The organism is Cellulomonas gilvus ATCC 13127 (assembly GCF_000218545.1).
Classification (GTDB): Bacteria; Actinomycetota; Actinomycetes; order Actinomycetales; family Cellulomonadaceae; genus Cellulomonas; species Cellulomonas gilvus.
In genome coordinates this window covers 2118571-2135690 of sequence record NC_015671.1, presented here as the reverse complement: position 1 = coordinate 2135690, position 17120 = coordinate 2118571, and the positions used below count along the sequence as shown (strand labels likewise).

General features: G+C 73.0%; 10 protein-coding genes. 6 read left to right on the top strand and 4 right to left on the bottom strand.

The annotated features are described in order from the left end of the window. Positions 1–277: 277 nt before the first annotated feature. Positions 278–7375 carry an ExeM/NucH family extracellular endonuclease gene (locus CELGI_RS16755; protein ID WP_245528084.1) on the top strand — a complete coding sequence of 2366 codons (7098 nt, stop codon included), beginning with the start codon at positions 278–280 and terminating at the stop codon, positions 7373–7375. A 68-nt stretch (positions 7376–7443) separates the two neighbouring features. Here CELGI_RS16755 and CELGI_RS09875 read toward each other — a convergent pair whose 3' ends face one another. The 4 genes from CELGI_RS09875 to CELGI_RS09860 all read right to left on the bottom strand — a co-directional run bounded on the left by CELGI_RS09875 (position 7444) and on the right by CELGI_RS09860 (position 11514). Then, positions 7444–8760, bottom strand: coding sequence for a TrpB-like pyridoxal phosphate-dependent enzyme (locus CELGI_RS09875; protein WP_013883978.1), 1317 nt, complete (start codon positions 8758–8760; stop codon positions 7444–7446). A 90-nt stretch (positions 8761–8850) separates the two neighbouring features. Next, positions 8851–9735 carry a glycosyltransferase family 2 protein gene (locus tag CELGI_RS09870; protein WP_013883977.1) on the bottom strand — a complete coding sequence of 295 codons (885 nt, stop codon included), beginning with the start codon at positions 9733–9735 and terminating at the stop codon, positions 8851–8853. 40 nt (positions 9736–9775) lie between these two features. After that, positions 9776–10534, bottom strand: a complete 759-nt coding sequence (locus CELGI_RS09865; protein ID WP_013883976.1) for a DsbA family oxidoreductase — start codon at positions 10532–10534, stop codon at positions 9776–9778. Then, positions 10531–11514, bottom strand: a complete 984-nt coding sequence (locus CELGI_RS09860) for a quinone oxidoreductase family protein (RefSeq protein ID WP_013883975.1) — start codon at positions 11512–11514, stop codon at positions 10531–10533. Before CELGI_RS09860 ends, CELGI_RS09865 begins: the two co-directional genes overlap by 4 nt. Positions 11515–11621: 107 nt before the next feature. Here CELGI_RS09860 and argC point away from each other — a divergent pair, with 107 nt between their 5' ends. The 5 genes from argC to argF are packed head-to-tail and all read left to right on the top strand — an operon-like array spanning position 11622 to position 17119. Continuing rightward, entirely contained in the window at positions 11622–12686 is a 1065-nt protein-coding gene (argC, locus tag CELGI_RS09855) for an N-acetyl-gamma-glutamyl-phosphate reductase (RefSeq protein ID WP_211206539.1), read from the top strand. Further along, positions 12683–13900, top strand: coding sequence for a bifunctional glutamate N-acetyltransferase/amino-acid acetyltransferase ArgJ (argJ, locus tag CELGI_RS09850; protein WP_013883973.1), 1218 nt, complete (start codon positions 12683–12685; stop codon positions 13898–13900). Before argC ends, argJ begins: the two co-directional genes overlap by 4 nt. Next, positions 13897–14880: an acetylglutamate kinase gene (argB, locus tag CELGI_RS09845; RefSeq protein ID WP_013883972.1), complete on the top strand. Its 984-nt coding sequence runs from the start codon at positions 13897–13899 to the stop codon at positions 14878–14880. Before argJ ends, argB begins: the two co-directional genes overlap by 4 nt. After that, positions 14877–16184 carry an acetylornithine transaminase gene (locus tag CELGI_RS09840; RefSeq protein ID WP_013883971.1) on the top strand — a complete coding sequence of 436 codons (1308 nt, stop codon included), beginning with the start codon at positions 14877–14879 and terminating at the stop codon, positions 16182–16184. The genes argB and CELGI_RS09840 overlap by 4 nt, the downstream gene beginning before the upstream one ends. Next, positions 16181–17119 carry an ornithine carbamoyltransferase gene (gene argF / locus CELGI_RS09835; RefSeq protein ID WP_013883970.1) on the top strand — a complete coding sequence of 313 codons (939 nt, stop codon included), beginning with the start codon at positions 16181–16183 and terminating at the stop codon, positions 17117–17119. The genes CELGI_RS09840 and argF overlap by 4 nt, the downstream gene beginning before the upstream one ends. Position 17120 lies beyond the last annotated feature (1 nt).

Genomic DNA, 17120 nt, shown 5'->3' with positions numbered 1-17120 from the left:
ACCCACTGCGCCGACCTGGCCGACAGGTACCGGGTCGGCGCAGTGGGTGGTGTGGGCCGGTCGGGGGAGCTCGGACGCGCCCGACATGCGCGCGTCACCGGACGTCCCATGAGTTCACCGCATTGTTACTCCCCAGTAGTTGCGGCGAAACGGACAGACCGGGTTGGGTGAAGGGCGGCCGCCGACACGCGGCCGTTCGTGCGTTCCCCCGACGAAGGAGCACCTGGCCGTGCGCGCTGGCACCAGATCGATCACCGGAGGGCTAGCCGCCCTCGCCGTGGCACTCACAGGATCGGTGGTGACGGCGGGAGCGGCCTCGGCTGCTGTCTCGCCTACCGCGGCGGTCATCATCGACGAGGTCTACGGGGGCGGTGGCAACGCGGGCGCCCCGTTCAAGCGGGACTTCGTGGAGCTCTACAACCCCGGCGGCGAGCCCGTCTCGCTCGCCGGTTGGTCGATCCAGTACACCTCCGCGACCGGCCCGAGCTGGACCAACACCACGCCGCTGAGCGGCTCGATCGCCGCCGGTGGCTCGGTCCTGGTCGGCGGCGCCGGCGGCAGCACCGGTGCGGAGATCACGGTCGACGTGGACGGTGCCATTGCGTTCGGCGCGAGCGCCGGCAAGGTCGCACTCGTCAGCTCGACGACACCCCTCTCCTGCTCCGTGGACTGCGGCACTGTGGCCGCGGTCGTCGACCTCGTCGGCTTCGGATCGAATGCCTCCTCGTACGCCGGCTCGGGCCCTGCGCTCGGGGCGAGCAACACCCAGTCGGTCGCACGCACCGGCCACGTGAACACCGCGGACAACGCGGCGGACTTCACGGCCGGCACCCCGTCGCCGCTCGGCGGCGGGCTCATCGCACCCGAGCAGCCGGAGGAGCCCACCGAGCCCGTCACGATCGCGCAGATCCAGGGCACCGGCGACGCGTCGCCGCTCGCGGGCACGACCGTCACGACGTCGGGCGTCGTCACCGCGGCCTACCCGACGGGTGGCCGGAACGGGTACGTGATCCAGACGGCCGGGACGGGCGGGGCGCTGGGGGAGCGCACCGCGTCGGACGGCCTGTTCGTGTACTCGCCGAGCACCGACGACCTGGTGGAGATCGGTGACAACGTCACGGTCACCGGCGTCGTGAGCGAGTTCAACGGCCAGACGCAGCTCACGGTGGCGAACGCCGCCGGGCTCGAGGTGCTGACCGGCACCGGCACGGTCACGCCGCTGACGGGCGCCTGGCCGCGCACGGCCGCGGCCCGCGAGGCGATGGAGTCGATGCTCTTCCTGCCCTCGGGTGACCTCACGGTGTCGAACACGTACTCCACGAACCAGTACGGCGAGGTCGGCCTGGCGACGGGCACGAAGCCGCTGCTGCAGTGGACCGAGGTCGCGGACCCGCAGGACACGGCCGCGATCCAGGACGTCAAGGCCGACAACGCGGCCCGGGGCGTGGTGCTCGACGACGGCGCGACCACCAATTACCTGTCCGCGGCCAACCAGGGACTCACGCCGCCGTACGTGTCGCTCACCGACCCGGTGCGCGTCGGCGCGGGCGTGACGTTCGTCGACCCGGTCGTGGTCACCTGGGTCAACAACACGTGGAAGCTCGACCCCACGCAGGCGCTCGTCGGGTCGACCAACGGCCCCGCGACGTTCGAGAACACGCGCACGGCCGCGCCCGAGGCGGTCGGCGGTGACGTCACGGTCGCGTCGTTCAACGTGCTCAACTACTTCACGACGCTCGGTGCGAGCACCGCGTCGTGCGTCGCGTACAAGGACCGCACCGGTGACGGCGTGACGGTCGACGAGGGCTGCAACCAGCGCGGTGCGTGGGACGCGGACGACCTGGAGCGTCAGCAGGACAAGATCGTCGCGGCGATCAACGCGCTCGACGCGGACGTGGTCGGTCTCCTGGAGATCGAGAACTCCCTCAAGGTGGACGGCGTGCCGGACGAGGCGCTGGCCACGCTGGTCGGCGCGCTCAACGCCGCGGCGGGCTCCACCAAGTGGGCGTACGTGCCGTCGTCGGGCGAGCTGCCGGTCGTCGGCGAGATGGACGTCATCACGAACGCGCTGATCTACCAGCCCGCCGCCGTGGTGCGCCGTGGTCCGGCGCGTGCGCTCGGCACGCTCTCGACCGGCACGGAGCCGTTCGGGAACGCGCGTGAGCCGATCGCGCAGGCGTTCGCGCCCGTGGGCGGTGGCGAGCCCGTGCTCGTCGTCGTGAACCACTTCAAGTCCAAGGGCTCGGCAGGGCCGCTCGGCACGCCCGACACCGACCTGGGCGACGGCCAGGGCGCCGCGAACGCGTCGCGCGTGGCGCAGGCGACCGCGCTGCGCGACTGGGTCCCGACGATCCAGGGCGACGTCGAGGCGGTCGCGCTCGTGGGCGACTTCAACTCGTACACCAAGGAGGACCCCCTCGAGGTCCTCTACGACGCGGGCTACGTGGACGCGACCGAGGAGCTCTCGCCCGGCGAGTACTCCTACTCGTTCAGCGGCCTGGCCGGCTCGCTCGACCACGTCCTGCTCAACGAGGCGGCGCTGGACCGCGCGACCGGTGCGGACGTGTGGGAGATCAACTCGCCGGAGTCGATCGCGCTCGAGTACAGCCGGTACAACTACCACGGCTCGCTGTTCTACGCGGCGGACCCGTACCGGTCCTCGGACCACGACCCGGTGATCGTGGGTCTGTCCGCGGCGGCCGCGGCCGAGACGGTGGACCTGACGTTCCTCAACATCAACGACTTCCACGGGCGCATCGACGCCAACACGGTGAAGTTCGCGGGCACGGTCGAGGCCGAGCGGGCGAACGCGACCGGTCCGGTCGCGTTCCTGTCGGCCGGTGACAACATCGGCGCGTCGCTGTTCGCGTCGGCCACCCAGGACGACCAGCCGACGATCGACGTGCTGAACGCGCTGGACCTCGCGGCGTCCGCGGTCGGCAACCACGAGTTCGACAAGGGGTTCACCGATCTCACGGACCGGGTGATCGGCGCGTCCGGCGACGAGAACGCCGCGTGGTCGTACCTGGGGGCGAACGTCTACGCCAAGGGGACGAAGAACCCGGTGCTGCCGGAGTTCGAGCTGGTGGACATGGGTGGTGTGACGGTCGGTGTGATCGGTGCGGTGACGCAGGAGACCCCGACGCTGGTCACGCCGGCCGGGATCGCGGACCTGGACTTCGGTGACCCGGTGGAGGCGGTGAACCGTGTGGCGGCGCAGCTGTCGGACGGTGAGGCTGCCAACGGCGAGGCCGACGTGCTGGTCGCGGAGTACCACGACGGTGCGGGTGCGGGTACGCCCGACGGTGCGACGCTCGTCGAGGAGCTGGCGGCGGGTGGCGCGTTCGCCGAGATCGTCCAGGAGACCTCGGCGAAGGTGGATGTGATTTTCACGGGTCACACGCACAAGCAGTACGCGTGGTCGGCCCCGGTTCCGGGTGTCGAGGGCAAGACGCGTCCGGTGCTGCAGACCGGTTCGTACGGTGAGTTCCTCGGCAAGGTCGTGCTGACGTACGACACGACCACCGACGAGGTGCTCGCGCACGCGGAGTCGAACGTCGCCCGGTCCACGGTGGCCGACGCGACGCTCGTCGGTGCGTACCCGCGCGTCGCGGAGGTCAAGACGATCGTCGACGCGGCGCTCGCGCACGCGCAGACGGTCGGCTCGGTGCCGGTCGGCTCGGTGACGGCCGACATCACCACGGCGTTCACGGGTGGCAGCTACGTCGACGGCCGGTACCAGGGTTCGGCCCCGGGGACGACGACGGGCCGCGACGACCGCGCCAACGAGTCGACGCTGGGCAACCTGGTGGCGAACTCGCTGCGCGAGTCGCTCGCCGACGAGACCCGAGGCGGCGCGCAGATCGGCGTGGTCAACCCCGGCGGGCTGCGGGCCGAGCTGCTGTACGCGCCCGACGGCGTCATCACGACGGCCGAGGCGAACGGTGTGCTGCCGTTCGTGAACAACCTCTGGACGACGACGTTGACGGGTGAGCAGTTCGTGACGTTGCTGGAGCAGCAGTGGCAGACGAACCGGGACGGGTCGATCCCGTCGCGGCCGTACCTGCAGCTGGGGTTGTCGGACAACGTGTCGTACACGTACGACCCGGCGGCGCCGCGTGGTGAGCACATCACGTCGGTGACGGTCGATGGTGAGCCGCTGGACCTGTCGGCGGAGTACCGGATCGGGACGTTCTCGTTCCTGGCGACGGGTGGGGACAACTTCCGGGTGTTCGAGGATGCGACGGACACGCGTGACTCGGGTCTGGTCGACCGTGACGCGTGGATCGCGTACCTGCAGGCGAACGAGGACCTGGCGCCCGACTTCGCCCGTCACGCCGTGGCCGTCACGGACCTGCCGACGACCGTCGTCGCCGGTGAGGCCCTCGACCTCGCGGTGGCCAAGCTCGACCTGACGAGCCTCGGCTCGCCGCTCAACACGAGCGTCGACGTCCGCCTCGACGGCGAGTCCATCGGGACGGCGACCGTCACGGACGGTGCGGCGACCATCACCTCGACCGTGCCCGCGGGGACCACCGCGGGTGAGCACGTCCTGACCCTCGTGGCCGCTCCCAGCGGCACGACGGTGACGATCCCGCTCACGGTCGAGGAGGCGACGCCGTCGACGATCGATCTGACGTTCCTCAACATCAACGACTTCCACGGGCGCATCGACGCCAACACGGTCAAGTTCGCCGGCACGGTCGAGCAGCAGCGCGCCGCGGCCGACGGCCCGGTCGCGTTCCTGTCGGCCGGTGACAACATCGGTGCGTCGCTGTTCGCGTCGGCCACCCAGGACGACCAGCCGACCATCGACGTCCTGAACGCACTCGACCTCAAGGCCGCCGCGATCGCCAACCACGAGCTGGACAAGGGGTTCACGGACCTCACCGACCGGGTCATGGACGAGGCGGACTGGTCGTACCTGGGGGCGAACGTCTACGCCAAGGGGACGAAGAACCCGGTGCTGCCGGAGTTCGAGCTGGTGGACATGGGTGGTGTGACGGTCGGTGTGATCGGTGCGGTGACGCAGGAGACGCCGAGCCTGGTGACTCCGGCGGGGATCGCGGATCTGGACTTCGGTGACCCGGTGGAGGCGGTGAACCGTGTGGCGGCGCAGCTGTCGGACGGGGATGCGGCCAACGGTGAGGCCGATGTGCTGGTGGCCGAGTACCACGAGGGTGCGGGTGCGGGTACGCCGGACGGTGCGACGCTGGTGCAGGAGCTGGCTGCGGGGGGTGCGTTCGCGCAGATCGTGCAGGACACGTCGGCGAAGGTGGATGTGATCTTCACGGGTCACACGCACAAGCAGTACGCGTGGGCGGCTCCGGTTCCGGGCGTGGAGGGCAAGACGCGTCCGGTGCTGCAGACCGGTTCGTACGGTGAGTTCCTCGGCAAGGTCGTGCTCACGTACGACACGGCCACCGACGAGGTGCTGACTCACACCGAGCAGAACGTGGCGCGCACGACCACGGCGGACACCGAGCTCGTGACGGCCTACCCGCGCGTGGCCGAGGTCAAGACGATCGTCGACGCGGCGCTCGCGCACGCGGCGGTCGTCGGGAGCCAGCCGGTCGGGTCGGTCACGGCCGACATCACGACCGCCTTCGCGGGCGGCTCGTACGTCGACGGCCGCTACCAGGGCCCCGGCCCGCTGCCCACCACGGGCCGTGACGACCGGGCGAGCGAGTCCACGCTCGGCAACCTCGTCGCGAGCTCGCTGCGCGAGACCCTGTCGTCCGACCTGAGGGGTGGCGCGCAGATCGGCGTCGTCAACCCGGGTGGCCTGCGCGGGGAGCTGCTGTACGCGCGCTCGGGCGCCGAGGCGCAGGACGGGATCGTCACGTACGCCGAGGCGAACGGTGTGCTGCCGTTCGTGAACAACCTCTGGACGACGACGTTGACGGGTGAGCAGTTCGTGACGTTGCTGGAGCAGCAGTGGCAGACGAACCGGGACGGGTCGATCCCGTCGCGGCCGTACCTGCAGCTGGGGTTGTCGGACAACGTGTCGTACACGTACGACCCGGCGGCGCCGCGTGGTGAGCACATCACGTCGGTGACGGTCGATGGTGAGCCGCTGGACCCGTCGGCGGAGTACCGGATCGGGACGTTCTCGTTCCTGGCGACGGGTGGGGACAACTTCCGGGTGTTCGAGGATGCGACGGACACGCGTGACTCGGGTCTGGTCGACCGTGACGCGTGGATCGCGTACCTGCAGGCGAACGAGGACCTGGCGCCCGACTTCGCCCGCCACGCCGTGGCCGTCACGGACCAGCCGACCGAGGCCTTCGCGGGTGACGCCGTGACGTTCGGGGTCAGCCGGCTCGACCTGACGAGCCTGGGCTCGCCGCTCAACACGAGCGTCGACGTCCGCCTGGACGACGAGTCCATCGGGGGTGCCACGGTCAGCGGCGGGGCGGCGACGATCGCGGTCGTCATCCCGGCGGCGACGACGGCGGGGGACCACGAGCTGACGCTCGTGGCCGCACCGAGCGGCACCACCGTGACGATCCCGCTCACGGTCAAGGCGCCGACGGCGACCGCCACGACGCTCACGGTGCTGGGCGACCGCACCGCGGGCGCCACGCAGACGCTCGTCGCGCAGGTCGACCTGACGGACGTGGCCGGCACGGTCACGTTCCTCGACGGAGCCACCTGGCTCGACACCGTGGCGGTGCGCTACGGCAAGGCGACGCTCGACGTCGAGCTCAGCGCGGGCACGCACGACCTGCGGGCCGTGTTCCGCCCGAGCGACGGCCGGTGGGGCACCTCCACGGGTTCGCTCACGGTGTCGATCGCCAAGGCGGCCACGACGACGGCGCTCGTGCTCAGCCCGAGCACCGTCAAGTTCGGCGGAGCGGTGACGGCGCGGGTCACGGTCACGGGCGCGACGGTCGCGCCCGCGGGGACGGTGCAGATCCGCAAGGGCGGCACGGTGCTCGCGACCGCGACGCTGGCCGCGACCGGCAAGGTCGGCAAGGCGACCGTGGTGCTGCCGCGGACGCTGGGCACCGGCACGCACACGCTGACGGCGGTCTATGCCGGGTCGTCGTCGGTCGCGGGCTCGTCTGACACGGCGACGCTCAAGGTGACGGCGGCCAAGCCGTCCGTCACGCTGGGCGCCGCGAGCTGGACCGTCAAGAAGGGCAGCCAGCCCAAGGTCACGGTCACGGTCACGGGCGCGGCCAACGCACCGGTGCCGACCGGGAAGGTCACGCTCGTGGTCGGGAGCAAGACGCTCACGGGCACGCTGTCGGGTGGCCAGGTGACGTTCACGCTGCCGAAGGTGACGACGAGCGTCACGGTCAAGGCGACGTACGCCGGCAACGGCGGCTACACGTCGGTGTCGGCGAGCAAGCGCCTGACCGTGCGGTGACCGGCTGACCGCATGACGAGAGGCTCCGCACCCGGGTGGGTGCGGAGCCTCTCGTGCGTCCGGTGCTGCTAGAGGTAGTCGTGGTAGGCGGGCAGGTCCAGCACGCCGTTGCCGGACAGGCCGATGACGATCGTCTCGTCCGTGGTCGCGGCGCGGGCCCGGGCGAGCGCGCCGGCCACGGCGTGCGTCGACTCGGGCGCGGGGATGATCCCCTCGGCGCGCGCGAACTCGATGCCGGCCGCGAAGGCCTCCTGCTGCTCCACCGCGATCGCCGAGAGCAGCCCCAGCTCGAGCGCGTGCGAGACCATCGGCGCCATCCCGTGGTAGCGCAGCCCACCGGCGTGGATGGGCGGCGGGACGAAGTCCTTGCCGAGCGTGTGCATCTTGAGCAGCGGGGTCAGGCCGGCGACGTCGCCGTGGTCGTACCGGTACTCGCCCTGCGTGAGCGAGGGGCACGCCGCGGGCTCGCACGCGACGACCTGCGTCGTCGTCCCGTCACGCAGGTTGCGCCCGATGAACGGGAAGCTCAGCCCGGCGAGGTTGGAGCCGCCGCCCGCGCAGCCGAACACGACGTCGGCCTGCTCGCCGATCTCGTCGAGCTGGGCCAGCGCCTCCACCCCGATGACGCTCTGGTGGAGCAGCACGTGGTTGAGCACCGAGCCCAGCGCGTAGTGCGCGTGCGGGTCCTGCGCCGCGACCTCGACGGCCTCCGAGATCGCCATGCCGAGCGAGCCGGTGGTGTCCGGGTCGGCGGCCAGCATGGCGCGGCCCGCCTCCGTGAGGTCCGACGGCGACGGGTGGCACACGCCGCCGTACGTCTCCATCTGCATGCGGCGGTACGGCTTGGCGTCGAACGACGCGCGCACCTGCCACACCTCGCACTGGATCCCGACGAGCGCGCACGCCATGGACAGCGACGCGCCCCACTGGCCTGCGCCGGTCTCCGTGGTGAGCTTGGTGATGCCCTCGATCGCGTTGTAGTACGCCTGCGCCACCGCGGTGTTGGGCTTGTGCGAGCCGGCGGGGGAGACGCCCTCGTACTTGTAGAAGATCTTGGCGGGCGTGCCGAGCGCGCGCTCGAGACGCAGCGCCCGGACCAGCGGTGAGGGCCGCCACAGCGCGTACATCTCCCGCACGGTCTGCGGGATCTCGACGTACCGCTCGGTGCTGACCTCCTGCGCGATGAGCGCCATCGGGAACAGCGGTGCGAGGTCCTGCGGCCCGATCGGCTCCCGCGTGCCGGGGTGCAGCGCGGGCGGTGCCGGCTCGGGCAGGTCGGCCGCCAGGTTGTACCAGTGCGTCGGGACGGCCGAGGGCACGAACGTGCCGACGGGGTCGGTGCGCACGCCCCTCGCGGGCGCTGGCTGGACGTCGGGGGATGTCATCGGGTGTGCCTCCCTGGGCGCGTCGCGGTGCGGTGCGGCCGCCGACGCGCGTCACCAGGTCCACGACGTCGTGGGACCGCTGCGCAGAGCCTAGGGGAGGTGCGGTCCGCCGTCGGGCGCGTGACCAGCAGGTGTGCGGCGGCTCGCGATGCGGACGGCGGCCGCCATGCCGCCGTCGCCGTAGCTGGGCTCACCCACGGGCAGGTGCGGGTCGGCGACGAGCAGGCGCTCCCAGGCGTCCAGACGCGCGATCGACGTCGCCTCCAGGCCGAGCACCGCCTCGCGGACGTGCCGTTCGTACAGCGCCCGGTGCTTGTCGACGAGGTGCCCGACGAGCTCGAGCCGCTGCTCCATGCTGCGGACGTTGGCGGACGCAGGCGCGGTGCGGTACTCGACCAGCGCGTCGGCCACGACCTCGATGCGCCCACCCTGGCTCAGCATCGCCAGGAACAGGTCCCAGTCCTCGAAACCCGAGCGCATCTGCTCGTCGTAGCCGCCCGCGGCGGCCCATCGCTCGCGGCGCAGGAGAGCACTCGCCGGGCAGGCGTTGCGGTGCAGGAAGTCCACGGCCGTGCCACCCGGTGGGCGCACCAGGCCGTCCGTCACCCCGTGCAGCAGCAGCCACGACGACGCGGCGACGATCTCGGGCCGCTCGGCCAGCGCGGCGTGCGCGCGGGCCAGGAACGTGGGCGCCCACCGGTCGTCGCCGTCGAGCACCGCGACGAGCGGTGCGCGCAGCGCACGGATGCCCGCGTTGCGGGCCGCGCTCACGCCCCGGTTCTCCTGCCGCAGGACGCGCACGCCGGCACGGTCGAGCTCGTCCAGCACGGCGAGCGACTCGTCGTCGTCCGAGCCGTCGTCGACCACCACCAGCTCGTCGGGGACGAGCGTCTGGGCGCGCACCGACGCGACGGCCTGCCGCAGCCACGGCGCCTGGCGGAAGCTGGTGACGACGACGCCGATCCCGGTGCTCACGCCAGGAGGCTAGTCCCGACTCCGGTGCTCGCGGTCGGACTCAGATCGCGCACGAGTCGTCGGCGCACGCGTGCGCGTCGGGGTCGCCCGCGATCGTCTGCAGCGGGTTCGCCTCGCGCCAGCCGGTCTCGAGCAGCTGCGTGAACACGTCGGACGGCTGCGCACCGGAGACCGCGTACCTGCGGTCGACGACGAAGAACGGCACGCCGGTCACGCCGAGAGCCCGCGCCTGCGCGAGGTCCTCGTCGACCGCGTCGGACTGCGCGGACCCGGCGAGGAACGCGGCGACGGCCGCGTCGTCGAGCCCCGCGGCGCCGAAGCCCGCCTCGCGCGCGACCGTGACGAGCCCGGCGTCGGTACCCAGGTCCGCACCCCGCTCGAAGTGCGCGGAGAACAGCGCCTCGAGCGTGCGCTCGGCCAGCGCCGCGCCCCCGACCTCGCGTGCGAGGTGCGTCAGGCGGTGCGCGTCGTAGGAGTTGAACGCGAGCACGGTTCCGAAGTCGTACGCGAGCCCGACCTCCGCCGCGACCGCTGTGACGTGCGCGAACATGCGGTCGACCTGGTCACGACCGATCCCCTTGAGCTCGGCCAGGGCCTCGGCCTCGGGACGTCCGGGCCCGCGCGGCGTGTCGGGCGAGAGCTGGTAGGAGCGCCAGACGACGTCCACGTGGTCGCGGTGGTCGAACTGCTCGAGCGCCTGGGCGAACCGGCGCTTGCCGATGTAGCACCACGGGCAGGCGATGTCGGACCAGACCTCGACGGTCAGCGTGCGGGTCGGGGCGGTGGGGAGCGTGGTCACGGCAGCAGGAGGACCTTTCCGGTGGTGGCACGCGCCTCGAGCGCGCGGTGGGCGTCGGCCGCGTCGGCCAACGGATAGGTGGCGCCGACGCGCACGTCGAGCGAGCCGTCGGCGACGGCGGTGAACAGCTCGTCCGCGCGCCACTCGAGCTCGTCGCGCGTGGCGACGTGGTCGCCGAGCGTGGGGCGGGTGAGGAACACCGAGCCCGCGGCGTTGAGCCGCTGCGGGTCGACGGGTGGGACGGGTCCCGAGGCGGCGCCGAACAGGACGAGCGTGCCGCGGCGCGCGAGCGAGGCGAGCGAGGCGTCGAACGTCGTCCGACCGACGCCGTCGTAGACCGCGTCGACGCCGCGGCCGTCGGTCAGCGCGCGCACGGCGGCGGGCAGCTCGGTGGGCAGGTCGGTCAGCTCGTCGTACCGGATCACGTCGCTCGCACCGGCGGCGCGGGCCAGGTCCGCCTTGTGCGCCGCGCCGACGGTCGCGAGCACGCGTCCGCCGCGCGCGACGGCGAGCTGGGTCAGCAGCAGCCCGACCCCGCCGGCCGCGGCGTGCACGAGGACGGTGGATCCGGGGGCCACGCGGTAGGAGGACGTCGCGAGGTAGTGCGCGGTCAGGCCCTGCAGCGGCAGCGCGGCCGCGGCGCGGTCGTCGACGCCGTCGGGCACCGCGAGCAGCTCGCGCTCGCGCACCACGACGAGCTCGGCGTACGAGCCCGGTGCCTGCGCCCACGCGACGCGGTCGCCCGGCGCGAACCGCGCGACGTCGGAGCCCACCGCCTGCACCACGCCCGCACCCTCGGACCCGACGACGTGCGGGAACGGCATCGCGTACGCACCCGACCGCCGGTAGGTGTCGATGAAGTTGACGCCCGCCGCGGCGACGCGCACGAGCACCTCGTCCGGCGCGGGGACGGGGTCCGGGCGGTCGACGACGGCGAGGGCCTCGGGCCCCCCGGGTGACGAGGCGATGACGGCGCGCATGACGTGCTGCAACGCCGCGGACGCCGCGCGTCATCCCGGCGCAGGATGTGATCCGGCGCGACCGGATGTGCGTGCATCAGTTCGCGCAGGAGTGTATGTTCATGCGTATGTCCTTCTCCGTGGCGGTCGCCGGTGCGAGCGGGTACGCGGGCGGCGAGATGCTCCGCGTCCTCCTGCAGCACCCCGAGGCCCGCATCGAGACCGTCAGCGCGCACTCCAACGCCGGCAGCACGCTCGGTGAGCACCAGCCACACCTGCGTGGTCTCGCGGACCGCGTCCTCGCGCCCACCACGGTCGACACGCTCGCCGGGCACGACGTGGTGGTCCTGGCGCTCCCGCACGGCGCGAGCGGCGCGGTGGCGGCCGAGCTCGCCGCACGCGACCCGCGCACGGTCGTCGTCGACCTGGGTGCCGACCACCGGCTCGTCGACGCGTCCGACTGGCGCACGTACTACGGCAGCGAGCATGCGGGCACGTGGCCCTACGGCCTGCCCGAGCTGCTGCACGCGGGCGAGCGCACCGCGGTCGCGCAGCGCGCGGCGCTCGCGGGGGCCACGCGCATCGCGGTCCCGGGCTGCAACGTCACCGCGGTGACGTTGGGCCTGCAGCCGGGCGTCGCCGCCGGCGTCGTCGAGCCGATCGACCTCGTCGCCGTGCTCGCCAACGGCTACTCGGGTGCGGGCAAGAGCCTCAAGCCGCACCTGCTCGCGTCCGAGGGGCTCGGCATGGCGCAGCCGTACGCGGTCGGCGGCACCCACCGCCACATCCCGGAGATCGCGCAGAACCTGCGCGCGGCGGGCGCCCCTGACGTGACGCTCTCGTTCACACCGACGCTCGTGCCCATGTCGCGCGGCATCCTGGCGACCGCGACCGCACGCCTGGTCCCCGGCACCACGCCCCAGGCCGTGCGGGACGCGTGGGAGCGGGCCTACGCCGACGAGCCGTTCGTCCACCTGCTCCCGCAGGGGCAGTGGCCCACCACGGCCGCGACGCTCGGCGCGAACACCGCACTGGTCCAGGTCGCCGTCGACGAACGCGCGGGCCGGGTCGTCACCGTCACCGCGATCGACAACCTCGTCAAGGGGACCGCGGGCGGCGGCGTGCAGTCCCTCAACCTCGCGCTCGGGCTGCCCGAGACGCTCGGCCTCCCGCTGAACGGAGTCGCACCGTGACCACGACGACCACCGCCGAGGACACCGCCCAGAGCTCGCCGGGCGTGACCGCACCGCTCGGGTTCCGCGCGAGCGGTGTCACCGCGGGTCTCAAGGCGTCCGGGCGCCCGGACCTCGCGCTCGTCGTGAACGACGGACCGTCGCACGTGGGTGCGGCCGTGTTCACGTCCAACCGCGTGGTCGGTCACCCCGTGACGTGGTCGCGCCAGGCCGTGGCCGACGGCGTCGTGCACGCGGTCGTGCTCAACTCGGGCGGCGCCAACGTGTGCACGGGCCCGGACGGCTTCCTGGACGTGCACCGCACCGCGGAGACGGTCGGGGCGGCGCTCGGCATCTCACCGGGCGACGTCGTCGTGGCCTCGACCGGGCTCATCGGCGAGCGGCTGCCCATCGACACGCTGCTCGCGGGCGTCGGCCCGGCGTGCGCCGCGCTCTCGGAGACCGGTGGGCCGGCCGCCGCGGGCGCGATCATGACCACCGACACGGTGCCCAAGACAGCGGACCTGGTGGTCCAGGCCGACCAGGGCACGTGGCGGGTCGGTGGCATGGCCAAGGGCGCCGGGATGCTGGCACCCGGCCTGGCCACGATGCTGTGCGTGATCACGACCGACGCGGTGGTCGACGCGGCGCTCGCGGACGAGGCGCTGCGCACCGCGACACGCCAGACGTTCGACCGCGTCGACTCCGACGGCTGCATGTCGACGTCGGACACCGTCGTCCTGCTCGCGTCGGGTGCCTCGGGCGTCGCACCCGACCCGGCCGGCTTCGTCGCGGGGATCACCGCCGTGGCCGCACAGCTCGCGCGTCAGCTCGTCGCGGACGCCGAGGGCGCCACGCACGACATCGCGATCACGGTGACCGGCGCGCAGACCCAGGACGCCGCGCTCGCGGTGGCCCGCGCGGTCGCGCGCTCCAACCTCTTCAAGGCCGCGATCTACGGCAACGACCCGAACTGGGGCCGCATCCTGGCCTCGGTCGGCACCGTGCCGCAGGAGGTCGCGGCGTTCGAGCCCGACGAGCTCGACGTGTCGATCAACGGCGTGATGATCTGCCGCGCGGGTGGCGCGCACGCGCCGCGCACCGACGTGGACCTCGCCGGCCAGCGGGAGGTCCACGTGCTGATCGACCTGCACGCCGGCACCGAGGTGGTCACGCTGTGGACCAACGACCTCACGCACGCCTACGTCTCCGAGAACAGCGAGTACTCGACGTGACCACCACCCCGCCGGACGACTTCCACTTCGACACCCGGACCGACCTGCGCCCCGACCAGAAGGCCGAGGTGCTGATCCAGGCGCTGCCGTGGCTGCAGCGGTTCAACGGCGCGCTCGTCGTGGTGAAGTACGGCGGCAACGCCATGATCGACGAGGACCTCAAGCGCGCGTTCGCGCAGGACATGGTGTTCCTGCACCAGGTGGGCCTGCGCCCGGTCGTCGTGCACGGCGGTGGTCCGCAGATCAACGCGATGCTCGACCGGCTCGGCATCGCCTCGGAGTTCCGGGGCGGGCTGCGCGTGACCACGCCCGAGGCGATGGACGTCGTCCGCATGGTGCTCACGGGCCAGGTCTCGCGCGAGCTGGTCGGGCTGCTGAACGCGCACGGACCGCACGCGGTCGGGCTCTCGGGCGAGGACGGCGGGCTGTTCCAGGCCCGGCGGCGCTCGGCGATCGTCGACGGCGAGCCCGTGGACGTGGGCCTGGTCGGTGACGTCGTCCAGGTCAACCCCGGCGCGGTGCAGGACCTGCTCGACGCGGGGCGGATCCCCGTGGTGAGCACGGTGGCACCCGACATCGACGACCCCACCCAGGTGCTCAACGTCAACGCCGACACAGCGGCGGCGGCGCTCGCGGTCGCGCTCGGTGCGCGCAAGCTCATCGTCCTGACGGACGTCGAGGGCCTGTACCTGCGCTGGCCGGACCGGTCCTCGCTCGTGCGCCGTCTGCGCGCCACCGAGCTCGCCGGCGTCCTGCCCACGCTCGACGCCGGCATGCGGCCCAAGATGGAGGCCTGCTGGCGAGCCGTCGAGGGCGGGGTCGGCCGCGCGCACGTCATCGACGGCCGCGCGCCCCACTCGATCCTGGTCGAGGTCTTCACGTCCGACGGCATCGGGACCATGGTGCTGCCCGACGAGGAGCCCGCCGACGCGCCGTTCACCGCCCCCATCCCGCTGGTCCACCCGGAGGTGCCCGCATGAGCGAGCCGACGACCGCCCTCTCGACGGGCGAGCAGCCGACGCGCCGCGCGCTGCGCCGCGCCGCCAGCACCGTGGACGGCCTGCCGGTGCAGGTGGCCGACGGCTCGGTCGCGCAGTGGACCCAGCGCTACACGCACGCCGTCATGGACACCTTCGGCCCGCCGCAGCGCGTGCTGGTGCGGGGCGAGGGCCCCTACGTGTGGGACGCGGACGGCACGCGCTACCTGGACCTGCTCGGTGGCATCGCGGTGAACAGCCTGGGCCACGCCCACCCGACCCTGACCGCGGCGATCAGCGCGCAGCTCGGCACGCTCGGGCACGTCTCGAACTTCTTCGGGTCACCCACCCAGATCGCGTTCGCGGAACGGCTGATCGAGCTCGCCGGCGCACCCGCCGGGTCGCGCGTGTTCCTCACGAACTCCGGCACCGAGGCCAACGAGGCCGCGTTCAAGCTCGCGCGGCGCACGGGCCGCCCCCGGATCCTCGCGCTCGAGGGCGCGTTCCACGGCCGCAGCATGGGCGCGCTCGCGCTGACCCACAAGGCCGCGTACCGCGAGCCGTTCGAGCCGCTGCCGGGAGGCGTCGAGTGGGTGCCGTTCGGCGACTCGGCCGCGCTCGAGGCCGCGCTCGCGCCGGGTGACGTCGCCGCGCTGTTCGTCGAGCCCGTCCAGGGTGAGGCGGGCGTCCTGGCGCTGCCCGAGGGCTACCTGGCCGAGGCGCGGCGCCTGACGGCGCGCCACGGCACGCTGCTGATCCTCGACGAGGTCCAGACCGGCATGGGCCGCACGGGTGCGTGGTTCGCGCACCAGCTGCCGCACCTGGGCGGCGGGATCGTCCCGGACGCGGTCACGGTGGCGAAGGGCCTGGGCGGCGGGTTCCCCGTCGGTGCGCTGCTCGCGTACGGCGACACGGCGGCCACGCTCCTGGGCCGGGGCCAGCACGGCACCACGTTCGGCGGCAACCCCGTCGCGTCGGCGGCGGCGCTCGCGACCATCGGCGTGATCGAGCGGGACGGGCTGCTCGCGCACGTCGCCGCGCTGGGCGCGCGTCTGCGGGAGCGGATCGCCGCGCTGGACACGCCGCTGATCGAGGGCGCGCGGGGCGAGGGGCTGCTCATCGGCGTCGCGCTGAGCGCGCCGGTCGCGCCCGCGCTCGCGTCGCGTGCGCTCGCCGCCGGGTTCATCGTCAACCCGGTCAACCCGACGACGATCCGCCTGGCCCCGCCGTTCGTGCTGACCGACGAGCAGGCGGGCACGTTCGTCGACTTCCTCGCGGAGCTCGACCCGGCGGAGGTGGCGGCGTGACGCGCCACTTCCTGCGGGACGACGACCTGTCGCCCGCCGAGCAGCGCGAGGTCCTCGAGCTGGCTCTCGCGTTCCGCGACGACCGCTACATCCGGACGCCGCTGGCCGGCCCGCGTGCGGTCGCGGTCATCTTCGACAAGCCGACGCTGCGCACGCAGGTCTCGTTCTGCGCGGGCATCGCCGAGATGGGCGGCTTCCCGCTCGTCGTCGACGGCAACCTCGCCCAGATCGGGACGCGCGAGTCGATCACCGACACGGCGCGTGTGCTCGGCCGGCAGGTCGCCGCGGTCGTGTGGCGCACGGGTGCGCAGGTGCGCATCGAGGAGATGGCCGCGGGTGCGGGCGTCCCGGTGGTCAACGCGCTCACCGACGAGTTCCACCCGTGCCAGATCCTGGCCGACCTCGCGACCGTCGCGCTGCACCGCGGCGGGGTCGGCGCGCTCGCGGGCCTCACGCTCGCGTACGTGGGGGACGGCGCCAACAACATGGCGCACTCCTACGTGCTGGGCGGCGCGACCGCGGGCCTGCACGTGCGGATCGGCTGTCCCGAGGGCTTCCGTCCCGACGAGCGCGTCGTCGCCGACGCCCGGCGCATCGCCGCGAGCACGGGCGGCTCGGTCACGGTCGTGCCCACGCTCGCGGAGGCCGTGACCGGTGCCGACGTCGTCGCGACCGACACGTGGGTCTCGATGGGCCAGGAGGCCGAGGCGACGGCACGTGAGACGCCGTTCGTCCCGTTCCGGCTCGACGAGGCCGCGCTCGCGCTCGCCGCGCCGGACGCGCTCGTGCTGCACTGCCTGCCCGCCTACCGCGGCAAGGAGATCACCGCGGGCGTGCTCGACGGCCCCCAGTCGGTCGCATGGGACGAGGCGGAGTTCCGCCTGCACGCGCAGAAGGCCCTGCTCGCGTTCCTCCTCGACGCGCGGCGGCCCTGAC

Excerpts from the sequence above, each read along its gene's own strand:
- CELGI_RS09860 (WP_013883975.1), bottom strand. The coding sequence starts at position 11,514 with ATGCGCGCCGTCATCGCCTCGTCACCCGGGGGGCCCGAGGCCCTCGCC.
- argC (WP_211206539.1), top strand. The coding sequence starts at position 11,622 with ATGTCCTTCTCCGTGGCGGTCGCCGGTGCGAGCGGGTACGCGGGCGGC.
- CELGI_RS09840 (WP_013883971.1), top strand. The coding sequence starts at position 14,877 with ATGAGCGAGCCGACGACCGCCCTCTCGACGGGCGAGCAGCCGACGCGC.
- CELGI_RS09875 (WP_013883978.1), bottom strand. The coding sequence starts at position 8,760 with ATGACATCCCCCGACGTCCAGCCAGCGCCCGCGAGGGGCGTGCGCACC.